The organism is Paraburkholderia sp. ZP32-5 (assembly GCF_021390495.1).
In the GTDB taxonomy this organism is placed as follows: Bacteria; Pseudomonadota; Gammaproteobacteria; order Burkholderiales; family Burkholderiaceae; genus Paraburkholderia.
This window is the reverse complement of record NZ_JAJEJP010000002.1, coordinates 426723-449249: the sequence shown is the minus strand read 5'-3', so window position 1 is coordinate 449249 and position 22527 is coordinate 426723. Positions and strand designations below refer to the sequence as shown.

General features: G+C 63.4%; 16 protein-coding genes. 9 read left to right on the top strand and 7 right to left on the bottom strand.

From position 1 onward, the window contains the following. The first annotated feature begins 198 nt into the window (after window positions 1-198). Together L0U82_RS20885 and L0U82_RS20880 are read left to right on the top strand one after the other, a co-directional pair. Entirely contained in the window at window positions 199-825 is a 627-nt protein-coding gene (locus L0U82_RS20885; protein ID WP_233834097.1) for a methylated-DNA--[protein]-cysteine S-methyltransferase, read from the top strand. A gap of 233 nt (window positions 826-1058) precedes the next feature. Beyond that, a complete protein-coding gene (locus tag L0U82_RS20880; protein ID WP_233834095.1) occupies window positions 1059-1364 on the top strand; it encodes a panthothenate synthetase in 306 nt (101 codons plus the stop codon). Window positions 1365-1478: 114 nt separating this feature from the next. Here the strand turns inward: L0U82_RS20880 and L0U82_RS20875 are convergent, their stop codons facing one another. The 4 genes from L0U82_RS20875 to L0U82_RS20860 all read right to left on the bottom strand — a co-directional run bounded on the left by L0U82_RS20875 (window position 1479) and on the right by L0U82_RS20860 (window position 6368). After that, a complete protein-coding gene (locus L0U82_RS20875) occupies window positions 1479-2720 on the bottom strand; it encodes a Zn-dependent hydrolase (RefSeq protein WP_233834093.1) in 1242 nt (413 codons plus the stop codon). Window positions 2721-2724: 4 nt separating this feature from the next. Then, window positions 2725-3744, bottom strand: coding sequence for a helix-turn-helix domain-containing protein (locus L0U82_RS20870; RefSeq protein ID WP_233834091.1), 1020 nt, complete (start codon window positions 3742-3744; stop codon window positions 2725-2727). Between the two features lie 191 nt (window positions 3745-3935). Further along, window positions 3936-4643 carry a dienelactone hydrolase family protein gene (locus tag L0U82_RS20865; protein ID WP_233834089.1) on the bottom strand — a complete coding sequence of 236 codons (708 nt, stop codon included), beginning with the start codon at window positions 4641-4643 and terminating at the stop codon, window positions 3936-3938. Between the two features lie 690 nt (window positions 4644-5333). Then, on the bottom strand, window positions 5334-6368 hold the full coding sequence (locus L0U82_RS20860) for a porin (protein ID WP_233837436.1): 1035 nt from the start codon (window positions 6366-6368) through the stop codon (window positions 5334-5336). A gap of 479 nt (window positions 6369-6847) precedes the next feature. On the opposite strand from L0U82_RS20860, the gene L0U82_RS20855 reads away from it, so the two are divergent. After that, window positions 6848-8356 carry an MFS transporter gene (locus tag L0U82_RS20855; RefSeq protein ID WP_233837435.1) on the top strand — a complete coding sequence of 503 codons (1509 nt, stop codon included), beginning with the start codon at window positions 6848-6850 and terminating at the stop codon, window positions 8354-8356. Window positions 8357-8492: 136 nt separating this feature from the next. On the opposite strand, the gene gudD is transcribed toward L0U82_RS20855, so the two are convergent. Beyond that, window positions 8493-9842 carry a glucarate dehydratase gene (gudD, locus tag L0U82_RS20850; protein WP_233834088.1) on the bottom strand — a complete coding sequence of 450 codons (1350 nt, stop codon included), beginning with the start codon at window positions 9840-9842 and terminating at the stop codon, window positions 8493-8495. Window positions 9843-10324: 482 nt separating this feature from the next. Between gudD and L0U82_RS20845 the strand changes: the two genes are divergently transcribed. The 3 genes from L0U82_RS20845 (at window position 10325) to L0U82_RS20835 (ending at window position 13585) form a co-directional block, all read left to right on the top strand. After that, window positions 10325-11035, top strand: a complete 711-nt coding sequence (locus tag L0U82_RS20845; RefSeq protein WP_233834086.1) for a FadR/GntR family transcriptional regulator — start codon at window positions 10325-10327, stop codon at window positions 11033-11035. A gap of 415 nt (window positions 11036-11450) precedes the next feature. Beyond that, window positions 11451-12962, top strand: coding sequence for a DASS family sodium-coupled anion symporter (locus tag L0U82_RS20840; protein WP_233834084.1), 1512 nt, complete (start codon window positions 11451-11453; stop codon window positions 12960-12962). Window positions 12963-13357: 395 nt separating this feature from the next. Then, on the top strand, window positions 13358-13585 hold the full coding sequence (locus L0U82_RS20835; protein WP_233834082.1) for a hypothetical protein: 228 nt from the start codon (window positions 13358-13360) through the stop codon (window positions 13583-13585). 139 nt (window positions 13586-13724) lie between these two features. Here the strand turns inward: L0U82_RS20835 and L0U82_RS20830 are convergent, their stop codons facing one another. Next, a complete protein-coding gene (locus L0U82_RS20830) occupies window positions 13725-15953 on the bottom strand; it encodes an NADP-dependent isocitrate dehydrogenase (RefSeq protein WP_233834080.1) in 2229 nt (742 codons plus the stop codon). 393 nt (window positions 15954-16346) lie between these two features. Beyond that, window positions 16347-17672 (bottom strand): MFS transporter, encoded by a 1326-nt coding sequence (locus L0U82_RS20825; protein WP_233834079.1) that lies wholly within the window; start codon window positions 17670-17672, stop codon window positions 16347-16349. A 109-nt stretch (window positions 17673-17781) separates the two neighbouring features. Between L0U82_RS20825 and L0U82_RS20820 the strand changes: the two genes are divergently transcribed. From L0U82_RS20820 to L0U82_RS20810, 3 genes are all read left to right on the top strand, one after another. Then, a complete protein-coding gene (locus tag L0U82_RS20820; protein WP_233834077.1) occupies window positions 17782-18861 on the top strand; it encodes a LacI family DNA-binding transcriptional regulator in 1080 nt (359 codons plus the stop codon). Between the two features lie 244 nt (window positions 18862-19105). Then, the gene (locus L0U82_RS20815) at window positions 19106-20869 is read left to right on the top strand and encodes a collagen-like triple helix repeat-containing protein (RefSeq protein ID WP_233834075.1); all 1764 of its coding nucleotides are present in this window, start codon (window positions 19106-19108) and stop codon (window positions 20867-20869) included. Between the two features lie 99 nt (window positions 20870-20968). Then, a complete protein-coding gene (locus tag L0U82_RS20810; RefSeq protein ID WP_233834073.1) occupies window positions 20969-22237 on the top strand; it encodes an isoprenylcysteine carboxylmethyltransferase family protein in 1269 nt (422 codons plus the stop codon). The last annotated feature ends 290 nt before the right edge of the window (window positions 22238-22527 follow it).

Here is a 22527-nt window from a genome sequence, read left to right as displayed (position 1 = left end):
TGTCTGCGGTACAGTGACAGGATTGTTGCGTTCGACACCGTCTTGTCGAATGCGAATAAGACCGCAATATCTGGAGCGCGTTCAGACAGCGCGAGCGCCACACTATCGAATACTGGCGCCGCATTCGTGTGGTCTTTCGCGCCGGTTCGCGCCCCCCTCGCGATTTGCGCGTCCGAATCCCGTCAGGAGTCAAGCAAAGTGCCGTACACATACAAGTTGATCGATTCGCCCGTCGGCCAATTGAAACTCGTCGCCGACGGCGAATGCCTCGCCGCGATTCTGTGGGAACACGACCGGCCAAACCGCGTCCGCCTCGGCGAGATGACCGAAGCGAACGAGCTTGCGGTACTCGTCGAAACCGAGCGGCAATTACGCGAGTATTTCGCCGGCACGCGGCAAGCTTTCGATCTGCCGCTTAAGTTTCAGGGCACCGAGTTTCAGAAGAAAGTCTGGCACGCGCTGCTGACGATTCCGTTCGGCCAGACTCGCAGCTACACGGAGATTGCGCAGCAGGTCGGCAATGTCAGCGCGGTGCGCGCGGTCGGCGCCGCCAACGGCCGGAATCCGATTTCGATTATCGCGCCGTGTCATCGCGTGATCGGCGCGTCGGGCGAGCTGACCGGGTTTGCCGGCGGACTCGCGAACAAGATGCTGCTGCTTTCGCTGGAGGCGGGGCAGACTTCGCTCGAAGCGGCGGCGGATGGAGCGCAGGTGCAGGAGCAGCCGCGGCAGGCCACCCCCGCAGTCAAAGCCGACACACCGGCAACAAAATCGACACGCGCGCTGCCGAGCCGCGGCACACAGGCGTCGCTATTCGGCAACTGAACGTGAACGAAGGCATTGCGAACGGACGGGCGGCCAGGACCGCCCGATAGAGACCGTTCACCCATGCCGACAAAACCCTTGTCGTACCCCTCGCGACGCAACACGCACCTCACGCAACGCGCGCACCGCCACCGGCCGCAATTGCCGATGAATCGTCCGCGATCAGCGCCATCGGCCAGCGCATCCAACATCTATTCTTAAGATGCCGGTTCGGCATCGATCAGGAGGATGACATGCGCATGCTTCTCAACATACAAATACCGAACGAACCCTTCAACACGCTGGTGCGCGAAGGCACGATCGGCGAGCTGATGGCGAAGATACTCGATGACGCGAAGCCGGAAAGCGTCTACTTCACCGAACAGCAGGGCAAACGCGGCGCGGTGATGGTCGTCCATATCGACGACGCGTCCGCGATTCCCGCACTCGCCGAGCCGTGGTTCCTGAAACTGAACGCCAACTGCGAACTGCGCATCGCGATGCTGCCCGAAGATCTGATGAAGGCGGGCCTCGACGGGCTCGGCCAGAAGTGGAAATAAGGTGAAGAAAGCAGGCGAGGCACGGTAATGCTTCACTCGGCTTCACTCGGCTTCATTCATCTCGCGGCGCGGGCAACGCGGTCGATCAACCGCGCCACCCGCGCCCGCGTCGAATCACGAATGCTGCGCCGACGCTTCCAGCAGAATCGAAGCGGCCGCATTGGCGGCGATCTGACAGCCGAGCACGATATGCTCGTCGGCCGTGTCCTCGATAAAGTCGTGGCTCACGCCGCCGATACTCGGCACGAACATCATGCAGGCCGGCATGCAACGCGCGATCAACTGCGCGTCATGCGCGGCACCGCTCGGCATGCGCAGCCACTGCCCCGGCGCGAGCGCATCGGCGGCTCGCGCGATATGTTCGGCGAGCGTCGTATTCATGCTGACAGGTTCGACCGGATCGTCGAGCGTCTGCAATTCGACACCCACCGCGTTTTGCGCATTGAAGCCGCGCGCCAGATCGACCAGCGCCTGTTCCATCGCATCGAGCCGCGCGGCGTTCGCGTCGCGGAATTGCAGGTACATGTCGGCCGTCCCCGGCACGACGCTCATCGAGCCGGGCTCCAGATCGATGCGGCCGACGGTCCACACGGTATCGGCATCGACGAGCGGCTTGAATGCATCGTTCATCCGCGTGATGAACGCGACCAGCGCGGCGCCAGCATCGCGGCGGATCGCCATCGGCGTCGTGCCCGCGTGATTGCGCTGACCGCTAAAACGCACGCGCACATCGCGCAAGCCGACGATCGTCGTCACCACGCCTATCGACTTGCCGATCGCTTCGAGCCGCCCGCCCTGCTCGATATGCGGCTCCAGATACGCGACCTGCCGCCCCGCTTCAAAACGCACGCGCGGACGCTCCGCGAGTCCCGCTGCCTTCAGCACGTCTTCGAGGCGCTCACCCTGCCGGTTGCTCGCGCCGCGAATCGATTCGTCGACCGGCTCGCCGATGAAGCTGCGGCTGCCGAGAAAGCCCGAGAACGTGCCCTCCTCGTCGATCCACGAAGCGACGTCCACCGCGAGGTGACGCGTCGCGTCGTTTTCCGCGAGCGCGCGCGCGATCTCAAGGCCGTACATCACGCCCATCGCGCCGTCGAGCCAGCCGCCGGTCGGCTGCGTGTCGGTATGCGAGCCGATCACGAGCGCCGGGCCGCTGTTGCGCGAACGGCCGAACACGGTGCCCACGCCGTCGATGCGCGCGTCGAGCCCCGCTTCCGTCATCCGTCCGACCAGCCATTCGCGCGCCGCCAGATCCACCGGCGACAGCGACAGCCGAACCACGCCAGGACCGGTCGCGCCAAAGCTGCGCAGCCGTTTGAGGTCGGCCATCAGACGGTTCGGATCGATCTTCACCACGTTGTTATCTCCTTCGATTGATTGCCGACGCCGCCGCGCGAAAATCGCCGGGCGACATGTCGTAAGCGCGCCGAAACGCGCGATTGAAATCCGACGCGCTATTGAAGCCCCAGCCATACGCGACTTCGATGACCGGTCGCTGCGGATAGCGCTGCAACTCGTCGGCCGCTTCACGCAGCCGCCGGTTGCGAATATACGCGGCGAGCCCGCCCTCCGGCTCGAACAGTCGATACAGCGTGGGCCGCGACAGTTGCGAGACCGCCAGCACACGCTCGACCGTCAGATCCAGCTGGCCGAGATGCGCATCGATATAGCGGCGCGCGGTCGCGAACCTCGCGGTGCGAACCGCCGCGCGTGCATTGCCGGTCAGGCCTGCCTGCCTGCCGAAAGCCGCGGCGATCAGCAGGCCGCAGGTCTCCAGCGTTTCGCGCGCTTCGGCCGCGCTCATCGTAGGCAGCTTGCGGCACAGTTGAGCGAGATGCGCGGGAATCAGGCGACCCAGCGGCGATTGATATTCGATCACGCTGCCATGAATCGACTCCGCTTCCGGCAATACCGACTCGACAAGCTCGCGCGGCAGGAACAGCGCGAGCACGCGGCACGGACCGCGCGTCATCCGCATCGGCTGGTTCATATCGAGCGCCAGAATGCCGGGCCGTGTTTGCAGCGCGTTGCGCGTCGGATAAAGACCCGTGACGGTTTCGATCGCACCTTCCACGGCCACGTGAAACACGAACTGGCGCACGCTGTCGGTCGAAATGCGCGCGACCGGCCGGCTCTGCGAAAACGGATCGGTACGGCAATCCATGAAGGCCATGCCGCCTACGCGATAGCTGTCGATGCTGCCGCTAAAACCGCTGGCCAGTTGTGCGCGCGAAATCGGCACGTCGAGAAAATGGCCGATGCGCTCGCGCCAGGCGGGCAGTTGCGCACGCGGCGCTTCGCGGCTGGTATCGAAGTAGCTGTGGATGCAGGCCGGCGTCGCCTCGGAGGCCGCGCGGCCAGTCGCCGGATCGGTCGTCAAGATGGGCCTCCGCCGGGGTTCGTATTTTGCGAATCATAGCCGCGGATGCGCAAAACTTCTGCACCGTAGCGTCGTCGCCTATAAAAAAGCCGGCCGCGCTTCGACATCGCGCGGCCGGTTTGCGGAACGCCGAATTGAATCGCGACGCTCCAACTGGAAGCGGACCGCGGCCCACTTCCTCTATCCACCCATCACTTCCACATCGTGCGGCCGAAGAACGTCAGCGTGCGGTCCCACGCCTGCTGCGCCCACACCGGATCGTATTGCGTCTGCGCGATGCGGCCCGAGCCCACGGCCGTTTCGTTCGCGAACGCATGGTGTGCCAGATAGCGATGAAACTCGATATCGACCTTCGCGTCGGTCAGTTTCTTTTCGAGCGCATCGACGGTTTCCGCGGCGAAGAACTCATCCTGCAACGCCCAGTGGCCCAGCACCGGCACGTTGATTTTCGATGCGTCGATATAGTCGAGCGGAGGAAAGCCATACCAGACCACGCCAGCCGATACCTCAGGCACGTTGCACAGCGCCAGCAGCGTCAGCGCGCCGCCCATGCAAAAGCCGGTCACGGCGACCTTCTCCGTATGCTGCTTCAGATACTGCACCGCGCCGCGCACGTCCTGCGTGGCGGCATCGCCGAAATCGAGGCCGCTCATCAGGTGATGCGCTTCTTCCTTTTCGACCGTCGACTTGCCGCGATAGAGATCGGGCACCAGCGCGGTATAGCCGGCCAGCGCGAGCCGGTCAGCGACGCCGCGAATCTGGTCGTTCAAGCCCCACCACTCCTGGATCACGACAATGGCGGGCGCGCCGTCGGCGTTGGCCGGCTTCGCGAGATAGCCCTGGAGCTGCTGGCCATCGGGACGGCTGAAGGTGATCATCGAACCTGCGGGTTGTGTCATGGGTGGCTCCTCGAGTAGACGAAGGCACAAGCATAGCGCCAGTATCCGGTGTTCTGTGCTGTCGGACTCGCGATCAGACGCCGTCGCGATTTGCTCGCGATTCACGTTCAACCAGTTCGTGCGCCCGGCAACACGCCGCCCAATTTTCACGATTATTTAAAATAAGCGACATCAGGAACTCATAAGAATTTTCCGATATTAATCAGACGTTATGCTGGGCGAAAAATTTGATTTTAAAAACTTTGCTCAGCGTGATGCTTTTTGGTTTAAAATCCCCGACCGTTAGCGACCCTCGGCCGAACAGGCTGTGCGTCGCAAGCTGATGGGCCGCAGTGCCTCGAAGCCGCAGCGTGATTATCCGCGCGTTGCGGCGCTCAGCTCGAAATCCCTGATTGCCCCGCCCAGCACGGGCTTGCGGCAAATGTCTCTCAGGTTCTGGCAAACAAAACCCTCGGACGCCAGAATCTTTAGGCCGGCACATTGTGTCGGCCTTTTTTTTATTCCCCGACCTTGCACGGATGCAAGCCCCTGACAGTTTTTTGTCAAACAAGCGTTGTCTCAAAAATACATATGTCACATCTCAAAATAATATTGCAACATGCCGCGCTATAGTCCGCGATCATTTAAATGGTCTTATCCGATTATTCGATCATTGCGATTCCTGCTGTCCGATAAATATCGGCATGCGCGCTAGAACCGCTCCAATACGCCGAATTGCACGCCCGCGACCGGCGCGCCCGGATAGGCGACCGGCAGTCCGGTCACGTTGACGCCGCGCAGCGTAAAGCTCGAGTCGTCGTGATTGGCGAGATAGGCAGCGCTGAAGTACAGCTGCAGCGTGCGCGATACGTCGTATTCGAACGCGGCGCTGAACTGATCGGCGTTACCGCCGGGCGTCGTGTAGTCGCGCACGTGTGCATAGCCGAGCGACGCCCGTGCGTTCGCCGACACGCTGTACTGCGCGGACAGCGCTCCACCCGCGCCGTGATAGACCGGTGAGCCGCCATCGCCGTTGAAAAACGACAGCCACACGCGCAGCTTGCCGAAGCCGTAGCTCGCGCCGCCGAGATTCGCGCGCAGCGCGCCGGCGCCATGCGTCTGCTGACGCGCGTACAGCAGATGCAGTTCATCGAGCCGATAGGACGCGGTCACGTAGTAGCCGTCGATGCCGTTGCCGTCGTCCTCCGACGGATCGCGGGTCGCCAGCATCAGCGTGGCGCTGAAGCCCGCGACTCGCGGCGACAGATACGCCACCGCGTTGCTCGCATACGGCGTGATCTTCGACAGGTTGTTGAGCCCCGAGGCGATCGTGCCGGCGCCGAATGCGTCGAGATCGCCCTTGAACGGGATATAGATCGGCGAGTACTGGCGGCCGGCCCGCACTTCACCCCACGGACCGCTTGCGCCGATCCACGCCTGGCGATTGAAGATCGAGCCAGGCACCTGCAACGAGCCGTCGACCGAGCTGAAGCCGTTTTCAAGCGTAAACACGATCGCGGTGCCACCGCCGATCGGCTCCGCGCCATGCAGCCCGACACGCGAGCCGCGAAACGCGCCCGAGTCGAGTCGCGGGGTCCAGCCGGAGCCAGAGTCGGTGATTTCGAGGCTGGTGTCCAGCACGCCGTAGAGCGACACGAAGCCGGCGTTGATTTCGGCGGCGGCGGCCGGCTGCGAACACAGCAGCAACGTAGCGGCGGCGCCGGCGAGGCTCAGGCCGACGCTCATGCCGATGCGTGCGCACGCAAACGTACGCCAAGAGCTGGTCGCCATTCGTTCAGGGGATGAAGTCCCAGAGATCTGGCGGGTCGTCGAACAGGAAGCCGGAGCGTGGCGCAGGGTGAGGTCCTCCGCTGGCACTTCGATCGGGTTGTCGCGCGACAAAACTTACCACGTTCGATTGCGTGAACAGGCGCGCGCTTTCCCGGGTTGCACGAACCGTACCGCCTGCCTCTCCTGCTTTCGCCCCGCATGTTTTCCACGCGACGAATAATTTTGATAAGGGAAAACCCGTATAATCCTCGAAGACGTCAGACAACTTCCGTAGAATTGCCGGAAACCTGCTTCGCGACCCGCCCGCCGCGCCCACCCTGAACCGCCTTCTGCCCGCCTCCGTGAATTCGACCGCCACCTCCGCTACTACAGACGCCGCCCCAGCCGATCCCACCCCCGCCCCCACGCTGCCGTTCCGTAACGCGCTGCTCGCGATGCTCGGCATCGGCCTCGTCAATATGCTGGTCGCGCTGGACCAGACCGTCGTCAGTACCGCGCTGCCGTCGATCGTCGCCGAACTGCACGGCTTCGAATATTTCGCGTGGATCGCGAGCGCGTACCTGCTCGCGTCGGTTGTCACGGTGCCGGTGTTCGGGCGGCTCGGCGACTACTTCGGCCGCAAGCGCTTCGTGATCGCCGCGGTGATCACGTTCACGGCCGCGTCGGTGCTGTGCGGGCTCGCCCCCAACATGCTGTTCCTCGCGATCGCGCGCGGTCTGCAAGGCGTCGGCGGCGGCATGATGGTCGGCACCGCGTTCGCGTCGATCCCTGACCTGTTCCCCGATGCGCGCACGCGCGTGCGCTGGCAGGTGGTGCTGGCTGCCGCGTACGGCATCGGCACCGCGGCCGGCCCGTCGCTCGGGGGCTGGATGAGCGAACACCTCGGCTGGCGCTCCACGTTTCTGGTGAACCTGCCGGTCGGCGCGGCGGCGCTCTATTTCATCTGGATGCATCTGCCCACTTTCCGGCGGCCGCAGGAAGGCGAGGTAAAGATCGACTGGCTCGGCGCTGCGCTGGTCGCGGCCGTGCTCGGCGGCTTGCAGGCGTTTATCGAGGCAGTGCCGAAACACGGCCTCACACCGGGCAATCTCGTGCTCGGCGTATGCGTGATCGTCGGCGCGGTCGCGCTGCTGATCTGCGAAAAGCGCGCAACCCATCCGATCGTTCCGCTCGACCTGTTCAAGGACCCGCAGCTCGTCACGCTATTTACGCTCGGCATGCTGTCGGGCTTCGTGATGTTCTCGCTGATCTTCTTCGCGCCGCTGCTGCTGCAAGGCGGCTTCGGCCTGTCGCCGCAACAGGCCGGCCTGCTCGCGACGCCGATCGCCGCGTGCATCGCGCTCGGCAGTCTGCTGAATACGCGCATCGTGATTCACATGAAAAAGCCCACGCGGATTCTGTCGATCGGTTTCGCGCTGTTGATGTTCGCATCGATCGCGCTTGCGTTCGCCAATCCCGATACGCCGCGGCTGCGCATCGTCGTGCCGATGGGCGCGGTCGGCATCGGCCTCGGTTTCATCCTGAACAATCTGAACGTGTTCGCGCAGGAGATCGCCGGGCGCGAGCGCTTCGGCATCACGACCGCGCTGCTGCAATCCACGCGGATGGTGGGCGGCATGCTCGGTACGAGTATCGTCGCGACGGTCGTGTCGCATCACTATCGCGATGTCGTCACGCGCACGATGAGCGTGCTCGGCGAGCCCGCCGCGTCGCAATGGCGGCCGCGTTTCGTCGATCTGCGCATCCTGATCGACGACACTTCGCGCCTGCAACTGATCGCGGATATGAAATCGTCGGGGCTCAACACGCTCGCACTGCTCGACACCGCGCGCGATGCGCTGGTGCAGTCGATTCATATCGGCGTGTGGCTGACGGCGGTGGCATCGCTCGCGGCCGCGCTGCTGGTGCAGCGGATTTCACACGTGGTGTTTCGGCGCGGTTGAGCGGAGGGTGGTGGCGGCGTGAGCTGAGGGTGGCAGGCTTAGCTGCCCCTGCCCGGTTAGTTGGGACCATAAGAAAAGGCGGCTGCACGCTTATCCGTGCAGCCGCCTTTTAACATCTCGCCCAACAGTAGCGATATCAGCGCACCAGGCACGGACGCTTGTTATCGAACTTCCAGTTCGGAATCAGATACTGCATCGCCACGCCATCGTCACGCGCGCCGAGGCCGTGCTGCTGATACAGCGCATGCGCCTTTTCGAGCGCGTCCATATCCAGTTCGATACCGAGACCCGGCTTCTGCGGCACCTTCACCTTGCCGCCGACGATCTGCAACGGATCCTGCGTCAGGAACTGACCGTCCTGCCAGATCCAGTGCGTGTCGATCGCGGTGATCTTGCCCGGCGCGGCGGCCGCGACGTGCGTGAACATCGCGAGCGAAATATCGAAGTGATTGTTCGAATGCGAGCCCCACGTCAGGCCCCAGTCGTTGCACATCTGCGCGACGCGCACCGAGCCCTGCATGGTCCAGAAATGCGGATCGGCCAGCGGAATGTCGACCGATTGCAACTGGATTGCGTGACCCATCTGGCGCCAGTCGGTCGCGATCATGTTGGTCGCCGTCGGCAGGCCGGTTGCGCGACGGAATTCGGCCATCACTTCGCGGCCCGAATAGCCGTTTTCCGCGCCGCACGGATCTTCCGCGTAGGCCAGCACGTCGTGCTGATCGCGGCACAGGCGCACCGCTTCGGCAAGCGACCATGCGCCGTTCGGATCGAGCGTCACGCGCGCGTCGGGAAAGCGCTCAGCGAGTGCAGTGACCGCTTCAATTTCGGCATCGCCGGCCAGCACGCCGCCCTTCAGCTTGAAGTCGTTGAAGCCATAGCGCGCCTGCGCGGCTTCGGCGAGACGCACGACCGCCTCGGGCGTCAGCGCTTGTTCGGTGCGCACGCGCTCCCAGGCGTCGCGGCCATCGGCGCCGCTTGCGTACGGCAGGTCGGTCTTGTTGCGATCGCCGATATAGAACAGATAGCCGAGCATTTCCACTTCGTCGCGTTGCTGCCCTTCGCCGAGCAGCGCCGCGACCGGCACGCCGAGGTGCTGGCCGAGCAGGTCGAGCAGCGCTGCTTCGAGCGCGGTGACCGCGTGAATCGTCGTGCGCAGATCGAAGGTTTGCAGGCCGCGCCCACCCGCGTCGCGATCGGCGAATTGCGTGCGCACCTTGTTCAGAATCGCCTGCAGGTTGCCGATCGATTGACCGACGACGAACGGCCGCGCATCGTCGATGGTCTTGCGGATGTTCTCGCCGCCCGGCACTTCGCCGATGCCGGTGTTGCCGGCGCTGTCGCGCAGGATCACGACGTTGCGCGTGAAGAACGGGCCGTGCGCGCCGCTCAGGTTCAGCAGCATGCTGTCGCGGCCGGCGACGGGCACGACGCGCAGTTCGGTGACGACCGGCGTGGCGTTCGATTCGGTAGGTTTCGTGGACATGGGAAGAGCACCTGGTGCATGAAGTAAGCCGGCCGGTGCAAGCCTCCGGGAGGCGCGTGCGCATCCGGGCAGCGCGTATGATTCTGCGAACACAAGATATGTTGTCCGATGACAGTCTACCTTGATCCATTTGCCAGGTAAAGCACAGCGTTTACCCTATAAACATGATGTTTATCGGGCAAAATCGGGCTAATCCACGGTCATTACAACGTTGGAACATGCCAATACGACCGAACTAAGACGTCTGATGTCTTTAATTTAATCACCACCGCCGAGTGCCAGCCATCACTCTTCCACCGACTCGCCCAGGCATCTTGCGCACCCGATGAACCATCGAAAGCGCGTCGGCGTCAGCCGCCTTCCGCCTTAACGCACAACATCCCCACACGCAAAAGCCGGCCGTGCCCGTCCAGCCGAACACAGCGGTATCAAGTAAAGTCCTGTGCGATACTTTGCTGGAAATCAGTCAATCAGCCACAAAAATGAGCAGCCTAACTGAGAAGGTGGTGGCCACCCTTTCCGAAGAAATCCGCCGCGGCGCCCTGAGGCCAGGCGACCGCATTCCCACCGAAGTCGCCATGATGAAGCAGCTTTCCGTGAGCCGCTCCGTGGTTCGCGAGGCGATTTCGCGTCTGCAGGCAGCCCATATCGTCGAGACGCGGCACGGCATCGGCACGTTCGTACTCGCGCCCGCCGCCGAAAAGCCGATGCAGTTGCCCGCCGCCGATCTGTCCAGCATGCTGGACGTGATGGCGATCATCGAATTCCGTATCGACGTCGAAGCCGCCGCCGCCGCGCTCGCGGCTTCGCGGCGCACCGATCAGCATCTGAAGCAGATCCGCGCGGCGCTCGCGCGCTTCGAGTCGGAACTCGAACGCGGCAGCACCGATACGCTCGCGCATGACATCGAATTCCATCTGCAGATCGCGCGGGCAAGCGGCAACCGCTATTTCTTCGACGTGCTGAGCCAGCTCGGCAACTCCGTCCACCCGCGCACGCGGCTCGGTTCGGCCGAGATCGCCGAACTCGACCAGATCGAGGTGCTGCGCAACGTGCTCGGCGAGCACCTGTTGATCTATCGCGCGATCGAACGCCAGGATGCCGACGATGCGCGCGCCGCGATGCGCATGCATCTGAGCAACAGCCGCGAACGGCTGCGCCGCGCGCATGAGTTGACCAAGGTGGGCGTCTGAGCGGAGCGTGGTTCGCTGACCGTGTGAATGCTTTGCGGTCGGTGAATCGGCTATGCCTGAGGTCAACGGATCGCTCGCGATAAGACGGCTGTGGCGTCAACTCCAGGCTCACTCTCCCTAACGTCGAACTAGCACGAGCAAACGCGTCACACCGCCGACGCCCGCATTCCCCCCGCACGAAATCGAAACGCCGCGATATGCAACAGTTCGCGGCACACCACGTCATCACATCGCCACGCACGCTGCGTTCAAATCGAAACCCACCGCGTGATACAACAGCGCTTGCGACATCCCCTTGCGATACCGTGACGCTCGCCGCGTGACATCGCGCGATGCCCGATGCATCGACCGACTCGGACATCGATCATCGATCGACCCGCGCGGCGAGCAGCACTCCCACCGAGGAGCGACAAGCATGAGCGCATCGAAACCCGAAGCTCAATCCGGCGCCGGCTCGACCGGTTCCACGCCGGTCAAACACGGCGTGCCGATCGGTCCGATCGCAAGCGTCGCCGCCCTGATCGTCGTGCTGCTGTTGCCGCTCCCCGCCACGCTGCCGCCCGCCGGGCACCGAATGCTCGCGATTCTCGCGTTCGCGGTCGTCGTCTGGCTGACCGAGGCCGTGTCGTATGAGGCGAGCGCGATCATCATCACGTCGCTGATCGCGTTCCTGATCGGCACCGCGCCGACCATCAAGGATCCGGGCGTCATCTACGGCACGTCGGCGGCGATCAGCATGGCGCTCGCCGGCTTTTCGAATTCGGCGCTCGCGCTGGTCACCGGCGCGCTGTTCATTTCGGCTGCGATGACGATCACCGGTCTCGATAAGCGCATCGCGCTCGTCACGCTATCGCTGATCGGCACGACCACGCGGCGCATTCTGATCGGCTCGATCGCGGTCACGATCGTGCTGTCGTTCGTGGTGCCGAGCGCGACCGCGCGCAGTGCCTGCGTCGTGCCGATCATGATCGGCGTGATCTCGGCGTTCGGCGTCGATAAGCGCTCGAATATCGCGGCCGGCATCATGATCGTGGTCGCGCAGGCGACCAGCATCTGGAACGTCGGCATCCTGACCGCCGCCGCGCAGAATCTGCTGACGGTCGGCTTCATGGACAAGATGCTCGGCGCGCGCGTCACATGGCTCGATTGGCTCATCGCCGGCGCGCCGTGGGCGATCGTGATGTCGGCCGTGCTGCTGGTGATCGTGTTGAAAATGCTGCCGCCCGAAACCGATCAGATCGCCGGCGGCAAGGAGGCCGTGGCGCGCTCGCTGCGCGAGCTTGGGCCGATGACCGGGCCGCAGAAGCGCCTGCTCGGCGTCGCGATCGGCCTGCTGTTTTTCTGGGCGACGGAAGGCAAGCTGCATCCGTTCGACACCACGTCGGTCACCTACGTCGGTCTCGTGATCCTGATGCTGCCGCGCTTCGGCGTGATGGACTGGAAGACGGTGCAAAGCCGTATTCCGTGGGGCACGGTGATCGTCTTCGGCGTCGGTATCAGCCTCGGCACCGCGCTGCTGACGACCACCGCCGGCCAATGGCTCGGCGATCTCGTCGCGCATCACACCGGCCTCGATCACGCGAGCGCGTTCACCGCGTTCGCGATTCTGTCCGCGTTCCTGATCGTGATTCACCTCGGCTTTGCGAGCGCGACCGCGCTGACCTCGGCGATGCTGCCGATCCTGATCGCGGTGCTGCAATCGATGCAAGGCGAGTTCAGCCGGATCGGCATGACGATGCTGCTCGGCTATGTGGTCAGCTTCGGCTTCCTGCTGCCGATCAACGCGCCGCAAAACATGGTGTGCCTCGCCACCGATACGTTCACCGCGCGGCAGTTCTCGCGTGTCGGCATCGTATTGACGATCGCCGGGTATCTGGTGCTGCTGCTGTTCGCGGCGACGTGGTGGCGCTGGCTTGGGTGGTTGTAAGCGCCGGGTGTGGCGCGGCGTAGGGTCGCGGTGCCCGCGCAGTGATCGTTTTCACGCATCGCGCGCAACCGCTAATTTTCACGATACGAAACGATTCCGCGTGTCGTAAAAAATCATGGTGCGAGGCACAAACCAGCCGTTTCACGATGTCGCCCTCCGTTGCACATCGCAAAATGACGACCGCAATTCATTGTTTATAAACAATAATTTTTATAGAAAAGAACGATTTGACGCCCGCTTGCCCGCTCTGGCGCTGACGTAGACTCTTTCACAAGAGCAGTCGCTTCACGCAGTCGGATTCGAGAGGGCGCAACGGGACAGCCCGCTCCGATCCCACAGATTGCGACGAAGCCGCCACGAATCGCGGTTTTTTATTGGCAACTGGGAGACAAAAAATGAAAGGCTTTCGCTTTGGTTCGACGCAAGGAGCGTTCTACATTCTGCCGGGTGACGACGGCTGGCAAGCCACTTACGGCAACGAAACGCTGGGTGAGTTTTCGAGCCCGCAACAGGCCGCCGACGACCTCGCGCGCGGCCTGACCTGCGAGCATCTGTGCGAACTCGATACGTCGACGCTGGAGATTCCGGAGAAGCTCGCCGACTGGGAAATCGTTCACGTATAAGGACGGGTATGACCGCTGGGCACGTAGACGAAGAAGGGGAAGTAGAAACGACAATGGCGCCCAAAAGGCGCCATTGTCGTATTTGCGGCCAGGATGCTCACCACATCAGCCGCGTGCGTCGCGACTTCAACGCGAGCTATCAGGCAACCGAATCGACGATCGCGTTCAGCGTCGCGCTCGGGCGCATTGCCTTGGCGGTCAGTTCGACGTTCGGACGGTAGTAGCCGCCGATATCCACCGGCTTGCCTTGCGCAGCACCGAGTTCCGCGACGATCTTCGCCTCGTTGTCGGCCATCGCCTTCGCAACACCCGCGAATTGCGCCTGCAGCGCGGCGTCCTCGGTTTGCGCGGCCAGTGCTTCGGCCCAGTACATCGCGAGGTAGAAGTGGCTGCCGCGGTTGTCGATGCCACCGATCTTGCGCGCCGGCGACTTGTCGTTGTCGAGGAACTTGCCGGTCGCCTGATCGAGCGTCTTGGCCAGAATCTGCGCCTTCGGGTTGTGATACATGCCCGCCAGATGTTCGAGCGACGCGGCCAGCGCGAGGAATTCACCCAGCGAATCCCAGCGCAGGAAGCCTTCCTCGACCAACTGCTGCACGTGCTTCGGCGCCGAACCGCCCGCGCCGGTTTCGAACATGCCGCCACCGGCCATCAGCGGAACGATCGACAGCATCTTCGCGCTCGTGCCGACTTCCATGATCGGGAACAGGTCGGTCAGATAGTCGCGCAGCACGTTGCCCGTCACCGAAATCGTGTCCTTGCCCGCGCGGATGCGCTCGAACGAGAACTTCGCCGCGTCGACCGGCGCCATCACGCGGATGTCGAGGCCGTTCGTGTCGTGGTCCTTCAGGTACTGCTCGACCTTCTTGAGGATCTGCGCGTCGTGCGCGCGCGCCGAGTCGAGCCAGAACACGGCCGGCGTGCCGGTTGCGCGAGCGCGGTTGACCGCGAGCTTGACCCAGTCGCGAATCGGCGCGTCTTTGGTCTGGCACATACGGAAGATGTCGCCCTGCTCGACCGGCTGCTCCAGCAGCACCGCGCCGGCTTCGTCGGTCACGCGGACCACGCCGTTCGTTGCGATCTGGAACGTCTTGTCGTGTGAACCGTATTCCTCGGCCGCTTGCGCCATCAGGCCGACGTTCGGCACCGTGCCCATCGTGACCGGATCGAATGCGCCGTTCTTCTTGCAGTCTTCGATCGCAGCCTGATAAACGCCCGCGTAGCAACGGTCCGGAATCAGCGCCTTCGCGTCGTGCAGCGCGCCGTCGGCGCCCCACATCTTGCCCGACTCGCGGATCATCGCCGGCATCGATGCGTCGACGATCACGTCGCTCGGCACGTGCAGGCTCGTGATGCCCTTGTCCGAGTTGACCATCGCGAGCGGCGGACGCTGTTCGTATTGCGCCTTGATATCGGCTTCGATCGCGGCGGCGGTTTCAGCCGGCAGGTCCTTCAGACGCGCGTACAGATCGCCGATACCGTTGTTCGGGTTGAAGCCGACTTGCGCGAGCGCGTCGGCGTGCTTGGCCAGCACGTCCTGATAGAACACCGATACCACCTGGCCGAAGATGATCGGGTCCGAGACCTTCATCATCGTTGCCTTCAGGTGCACCGAGAACAGCACGCCGGTTTTCTTCGCGTCGGCGATTTCCGCTTCGATGAAGCTGCGCAGCGCCTTCTTGCTCAGCACCGACGCGTCGATGATTTCGCCGGCCTGCACCGCCGTCTTTGCCTTCAGCACCGTTGCCGCGCCGTCGGCGGCGATCAGTTCGATCTTCACGTTACCGGCTTGCGCGATCAGCGCCGACTTCTCGCTGCCGTAGAAATCGCCACTGTTCATATGCGCGACGTGCGACTTCGAGTCCGCGTTCCACACGCCCATCTTGTGCGGATGCTTGCGCGCGTAGTTCTTCACCGACAGCGGCGCGCGGCGATCCGAATTGCCTTCGCGCAGCACCGGGTTGACCGCGCTGCCCTTGATCTTGTCGTAGCGGGCCTTGACGTCCTTTTCGGTGTCGGTCGTCGCGACGTCCGGATAGGACGGCAGCTTGTAGCCGAGGTCGCGCAATTCGGCGATCGCGGCCTTCAGCTGCGGCACCGATGCGCTGATGTTCGGCAGCTTGATGATGTTCGCTTCCGGGCGCGTGGTGAGTCCACCCAGCTCCGCCAGATCGTCGGAGGCCTTCTGTTCCGCGGTCAGGTAGTCCGGAAATACGGCAATGATCCGGCCGGCGAGCGAAATGTCGCGGGTTTCAACGAGCACGTCGGACGAGCGCGTGAACGCCTTGACGATCGGCAGCAGCGAGTACGTCGCCAGTGCGGGCGCTTCGTCGGTCAGGGTGTAGATGATCTTCGGCGATGTGGACATGATTGAGGCTTTGCTAGAAGTGGTAGACAGAGCGTTGGCGGAGCCAGTGCAATCGCGGCGCGACAACGACTGCGCTGCACGACGACACGATGCAACCCGCGGCCCCCGGGTTTTGCGGCACGACCGAGAGTATATGCGCCTTTGGCACTATTTGCTGCTAAACAAACAGGTCCCGAGAACTCACCCAAAGGGGTCGAGCCCCGCCCGATAAGGCTTTGCGGTCAATTCCGAAGGTCTTGAGACAGATATCTTATAGATGACTTGATGCCTGCCCGTTGCTTTCAGATGAGAACTGCTCGCATTGTCGAATGCGTGTGTGATGCGCGGTTTTGACCTGTGTCAACGGATGGCGATGTGGCGTGGACGGGATCGGCAGTCCCTTTCAAACCCATCTCACGCCCGCGCTTGCCGCGCCGCGCGTTCCACCGCGACCGCGGCTGCCGACGCCGACGGACGGCGCACGAGCGCCCACAGCAGCGCCACGCCGATCAGATCGCCCAAACCGAGCGCGACGAAAAACGGCGTATAGCCGACACGCGCGACGAATCCGCCGATCGTCATCGTGAACGCGAAGTTGCCGAGCCCGGCGACGAGCGCGGCCAGACCCGTTACGGTGCCGACCTCGCGGCGGGGAAACAGATCGGCGGACATCGAGATCACGGTGATCGACAGCGTCTGATGCGCGAAGCCGCCGAGGCACAGCAGAGCCACCGCGAGCGCCGGATTGCTCACGAAGCCGACGCCGGCCATGCCGATCATCAGCAACGCGGCCAGCGTGAACGCGATGCGCTTGCCGTTGACGATCGGCACGTCGAAGCGGCGTTCGAGCCACGCCGACAACGGGCCGCCGACCATGCAGCCGAGGTCGGCCGCGACGAACGGCAGCCACGCGGTCAGCGCGATCGCCTTCAGATCGAAACCGCGCGCCTGGTACAGATAGAGCGGCATCCAGTAGACCAGCGTGCCCCACACAGGATCGGCAAAGAAGCGCGGCAGCGCGATGCCCCAGAAATTGCGCTGCTTCAGTATCGCGAGCAACTTCGGCGCTGGGGCGTCGATGGCGGTGGCGGCGCGCAAACCGGACTCGCCGCATGTGCCGACGCTCGCGCCGACATATGCAGCCTCCTCCTTCGACAACGCCGAGTGCCGCTCCGGCTGCCGGTAAAACAGCAGCCACAGCACGGCCCACGCGAGCCCCAGCGCGCCGACGATGATGAACGCGACGTGCCAGCTATAGCGCAGGATCGACCACGCGATCAGCGGCGGCGCGAGAATCGCGCCGGTCGACGTGCCGAGGTTGAACACGCCCGCGGCCGTGCCGCGCTCATGCGGCGGAAACCAGTACGCGGCCGCGCGCATGCCGCCGGGAATGAACGCGGCTTCGACGAGCCCGAGCATGCCGCGCAGCACGAACAGACCGAGCCAGCCCGAAGCGAAACCGTGCGCGATACAGATCAACGACCACGCGACACCGCACAGCAGAAAACCGAAGCGCAACCCGACGCGATCGATCAGATAGCCGGTCAACGGTGCGCCGATCGGATACATGACGAGAAACGCCCCGGTAATCCAGCCGTATTCGTGCGTGGAGATATGCAGATGATGCAGCACCGTCGGCGCGGCCACGCTCAACGAACTGCGCGCGAGATAGTTGGTGATCGTGCCGAGCGTGAGCAGCCCGATCATCCACCAGCGCAGTCCTTTTACCTTGATCGTCATGTGTTACCTCGTGTCTCCCTTTGTCGATTGGCCCGCGCCGGCCGCGCTCGCCTTTGCGCCGGATTGCCGATAATATTAAAAAACTAATAGAAAACGATATCCGCTACCGATGAAGAAGGGTGCCACCATTCGCGACGTCGCGGCCGCAGCAGGCGTGTCGGTCGCCACCGTGTCGAAGTATATGAATGGGACCCAGCGCTTCACCGCGGTCGTCGAAGCCCGGCTCAAGCAGGCCATCGAACAGCTCGGCTATCGCTCCAATCCGCTCGCCCGCTCGATGATCACCGGCCGCACGCACACCATCGGTCTGGCGATCCTCGATATCCGCAATCCGCATTTCACCAACATCGTCAAGGGCGCGAACCGCGTCGCGTTGCAGCACGATTACACGCTGCTGCTCGTCGATACCGAAGAAAGCCAGGAGCGCGAAAAAACGCTGATCGAATCGCTCGCGCTTCGCGTCGACGGCATGATCGTTAGTTCGCGGATGCCGGACGAGTCCGTGCAATGGCTGCTCGATCTCGGCAAACCCGTCGTGCTGTTCGGACGCAGCGAGCGCTTTCCGATTTCGAGTGTCGGCACCGACAGTTGCCTCGCGGGCTACATGCTGGCGAATCACCTGCTGAAGCTCGGCCATCGGCGCTTCGCCTATCTCGGCTTCGGCCGCTCGCGCTGGAACGATGAACGGATTCGTGGCATCCGCAACTGTCTCGACGAACACGACATACCGCTCGATGTGCATGATGCGCAGAGCCCGTCGGCCGCGGGCGGCGAGCGCGCGTGTTCGGGTTTGATGCTCGGCCCGAAACGCCCGGATGCGGTGATCTGCTACAACGATCTGATTGCGCTCGGCTTCATCAAGGAAGCTCGCGAACTCGGTTTTCATTTGCCGCAAGATGTGTCGGTGGCCGGCTTCGACAACGTGCCGTATGGCGAGTACACGTCGCCATCGCTGACGTCGGTGGATTTTCAGAGCGAGCGCATGGGCGAACTCGCGATGACGAAGCTGATCGACGAATTGCATGGCAAAGCCGCGGTAAACGCCGGCTATTCGATGCTCGACCCGCATCTGGTCGTGCGTGAGTCGACCATCAGGCGCGGGGACGCGGTACAAGCCAGTTCGAGCGACGCCGGCAATGTCGCGGCAAGCGACGCGCCGAAAAGAGCCACGAGGATGTCGACCGGGTGATCGGGTTGTGACGGATCCGCTGTCGTGGAGCAACGCCGTTACGCGTGGCCCTGACGTTACGTAGCACACGCACGGTACATCGCCCGCCCGCCATCTATAAAAAGCGGGTTTTATCGATATAAATTCGGTCGACCGGTGGTTTCCTGCATCGGAATTCTTATTTGCAGGCGAAATAAAAGATAACTTACGCCTGGCGTGCGATTTGCATTGATGGCCTCGTCAATTGTCGTTCAACGAGGACATCATGAAAACAATCACCAGTCTGACAGCCGTCGCCGTCGCAACGTCCACGCTTCTCGCACTCTATGGTTGCGGCTCGACTCTTCATGCCCCCAGTGGCGGAGTCGGCGGCGGTGGGCTAGGCGGAGTGATAGGGACTTCAGGGACTTCAGGTACTTCAGGTACTTCGGGTACTTCGGGTACTTCGGGTACTTCGGGTACTTCGGGCACTTCGGGTACTTCGGGTACTTCGGGTACTTCGGGTACTTCGGGTACTTCGGGTACTTCGGGTACTTCGGGCACCTCGGGTACTTCGGGCACCTCGGGTACTTCGGGTACTTCGGGTACTTCGGGTACTTCGGGCACCTCAGGCACCTCAGGCACCTCAGGCACCTCAGGCACCTCGGGTACCTCGGGTACCTCGGGTACCTCGGGTACCTCGGGTACCTCGGGTACCTCGGGTACCTCGGGTACCTCGGGTACCTCGGGTACCTCGGGTACCTCGGGTACCTCGGGTACCTCGGGTACCTCGGGTACCTCGGGTACCTCGGGTACCTCAGGCACCTCCTCGACTCCGATCGGCAACGTCGTCACCCAGTCAGGCAACCTCATCACCGCGATCGGCACGACCGTCGCCGATACCGGCACCAAGGTTTCCGGCACGTCGATCCCCGGCGTCAACGGCGCGACGACGGACAATCTCGGCGGAGCCGTCACGAATCTCGGCAACGGCGTCAAGACGCTCGGCGACGGTGTGGCGGCGGGCCTCGGCACGCTCGGCAACCCGAAGAATCCGCTCGGCGCGACGCTGGGCTCCACCTCCGGTGTCGTCACCGATGTGGGCGCCGCGACCAAATCGGTCGGCGGTGTCGTCGCGAGCCTCGGCAGCGGACCGCTCGCGCCGCTGTCGCCGGTGACATCGACCGTCGGCGGCGCCGTCGATGGCGTGGGCAACGGCGTCATCGCGGCCGGCTCCGGACTGAACAAGCTGCTATCGAGCGGCCCGGTTCAACAGGTCGAGACGCAACTCAGCACGGTCATCAATCCGATCACGCTCGCGGTCTCCGATACGACGCAGACACTCGGCAAAGCCACGGGCCTCGGCGCGCCGCTCGGCAACCTGCTCGGCACGGTCGGCAACGGAGTCAACGCGGCCGGCGTGAAAGTATCGAACTCGACGAAGGATCAGGTCGGCAAGGACGTCGGCGGAATCGTCAGCCAGTTGGGCAACACCGTCACCACCACGGGCGGTCTGCTGACCGGCGGGACCGCCAATCCGCTCGCGCCGCTCACCGGTCTGCTGGGCGGAGTCGGCGGCGCGGGTGGAAGCGGCGGCGCGGGCGGCGGTGCGATCCCGCCGCTCACGGGTCTGCTCGGCAACCTCGGTTCGCTCGGCGGCGTCGCGGGAACAGGCGGTTCGGGTGGTGCCGGTGGTGGCGCCGGACTCGGCGGTCTGCTGACGCCGGTCAATGGATTGCTCAACAAGGTCGGCTCGCTCGACGGCACGCCAGGCAGCAGCAGCCCGCTCGCGCCCGTCACCGGTCTGGTCGGCTCGCTGACGGGCGCCGTCGGCGTCGGCGTCGGCGCGCCTCACGGGAGCGGCGGCAGTGGTGGCAGCGCCGGCGGCACAGGCGCTGCGGTCAACCCGGTGACCGGCTTGCTGGGCGGCCTCACCGGTGGCTTGTCGAGCGGATCGGGCGGCAATGCTTCCGGCAACAAGAACCCGCTCGCGCCAGTGACGAATCTTGTCGGCGGTCTGCTCGGCGGCGGCGCCGCGGCCGGCAAGTAAGCGCGGCAACGCGCAACCGGGCACCATCCGGCGGCCCGGCGGCCGGGCCTTAAAAAACGATAGCCCGGCCGCCTCGCTGCGATGACTACGGGGGATGACATGAGCTCCACCTTCGACACGATCGCTCGCGCTGAAGACTCGCGGCCGCGTTCGGCCACGCCGTTTTCGATTGGCGTCGCCGGCATGGCGGCCGGCCTGTCGACGCTCTGGCTGGTACGCGATAGCACGACGATCGACGGCGCGACGCGCAGCACGCTCGCATGCGTCGCGATCATCGCGACAATCGCGCTCTACGATCTGTTCGTCGCGCGCGTCTATCTGCGGCCGGGCACTGGCCTCGCGAACCGGGCAATACGATCGTTGAGTCTCGCGCGCGTCGCGTCGCGGCTCGTTGCACTGGCATCGATCTATGCAATCATCGGCGCGCTGTACTGGCTGCTGCCCGAATATCACGGCGCGTTCTACGATCCGTTCTGGTCGCTATTGCGCACGCTCGCGCCTTATGCGATTGCCGCCACGCCGTTCTACTTCGCATGGATGGACCGGCATCAGCGCGAAACCGACGACACCTACCTCGTGTTGTCGCGTCTGCTTCTGCGCGGCGAGCGGCCGGCAAACTGGCGGCCGTTGCGCGAAATGCTCGCGGGCTGGATGGTCAAGGCATTCTTCCTGCCGTTGATGACCGTTTATCTGTCGACCAACGCGGAACATCTGAACGCCTCATTGACGAGCGCGCTAGACGCGCCGTTCTCGCTCGCGACATTCCGCTTCATGTACGACCTGTCGTTTGCGATGGATCTGATGTTCGGCACGGTCGGCTATCTGTGCACATTCCGCGTGCTCGACAGCCACGTGCGCAGCGCGGAGCCAACCACGCTCGGCTGGCTCGTCGCGATCATCTGCTACCAGCCGTTCTGGTCGCTGATCTCGAGCCAGTACATCCGCTATGAAGGCTCGACGTTCTGGGATAGCTGGCTGATTTCGGTGCCGGCACTACGATTCGCATGGGGCGTCGTCATCGTCGCGTTGCTGCTGTGTTATGCGTGCGCGACGATTTCATTCGGACTACGCTTCTCGAACCTGACCAATCGCGGAATCATCACATCGGGACCCTACCGGTTTACCAAACACCCGGCCTATATCGCGAAGAATCTGTCGTACTGGATGATCTCGGTGCCGTTCGTCGAACCGCTCGGCTGGAAAATCGCGGTGACACACTGCGCCGGATTGATCGCCGTCAACCTGCTGTATTTTCTGCGCGCAAAAACGGAGGAGCGGCATCTGATGAACGACCCCGAGTACCGAATTTACGCAGCGTGGATTGCAAAGCACGGGATAGTCGCAAAGCTATCGCGACTATTTGATTAGGGACCGCTCTACACCGTAGCAAAAGCCATATCACCAGCACGATGTAAGAAATGACCGCATCACGCAAAGAAACCCGACGGTTCTTGACCAGCGCTACGGCGCGCGCAGCGCCGCCGGAAGAATGACGGCCTTGTCACTGAGGCGAAGTGTGCGGAGAACACAGATTCCAGATGCACCACTACCTCGTCCAAGCCAGGGGACCCACTTATGAGCTAGCGGTGTCAAGCTGCTTTCTTTGCAGCACGCAAAGAAAGTAGGTGCCGCCCCGCACAGGGGCAACGCTAATAGAC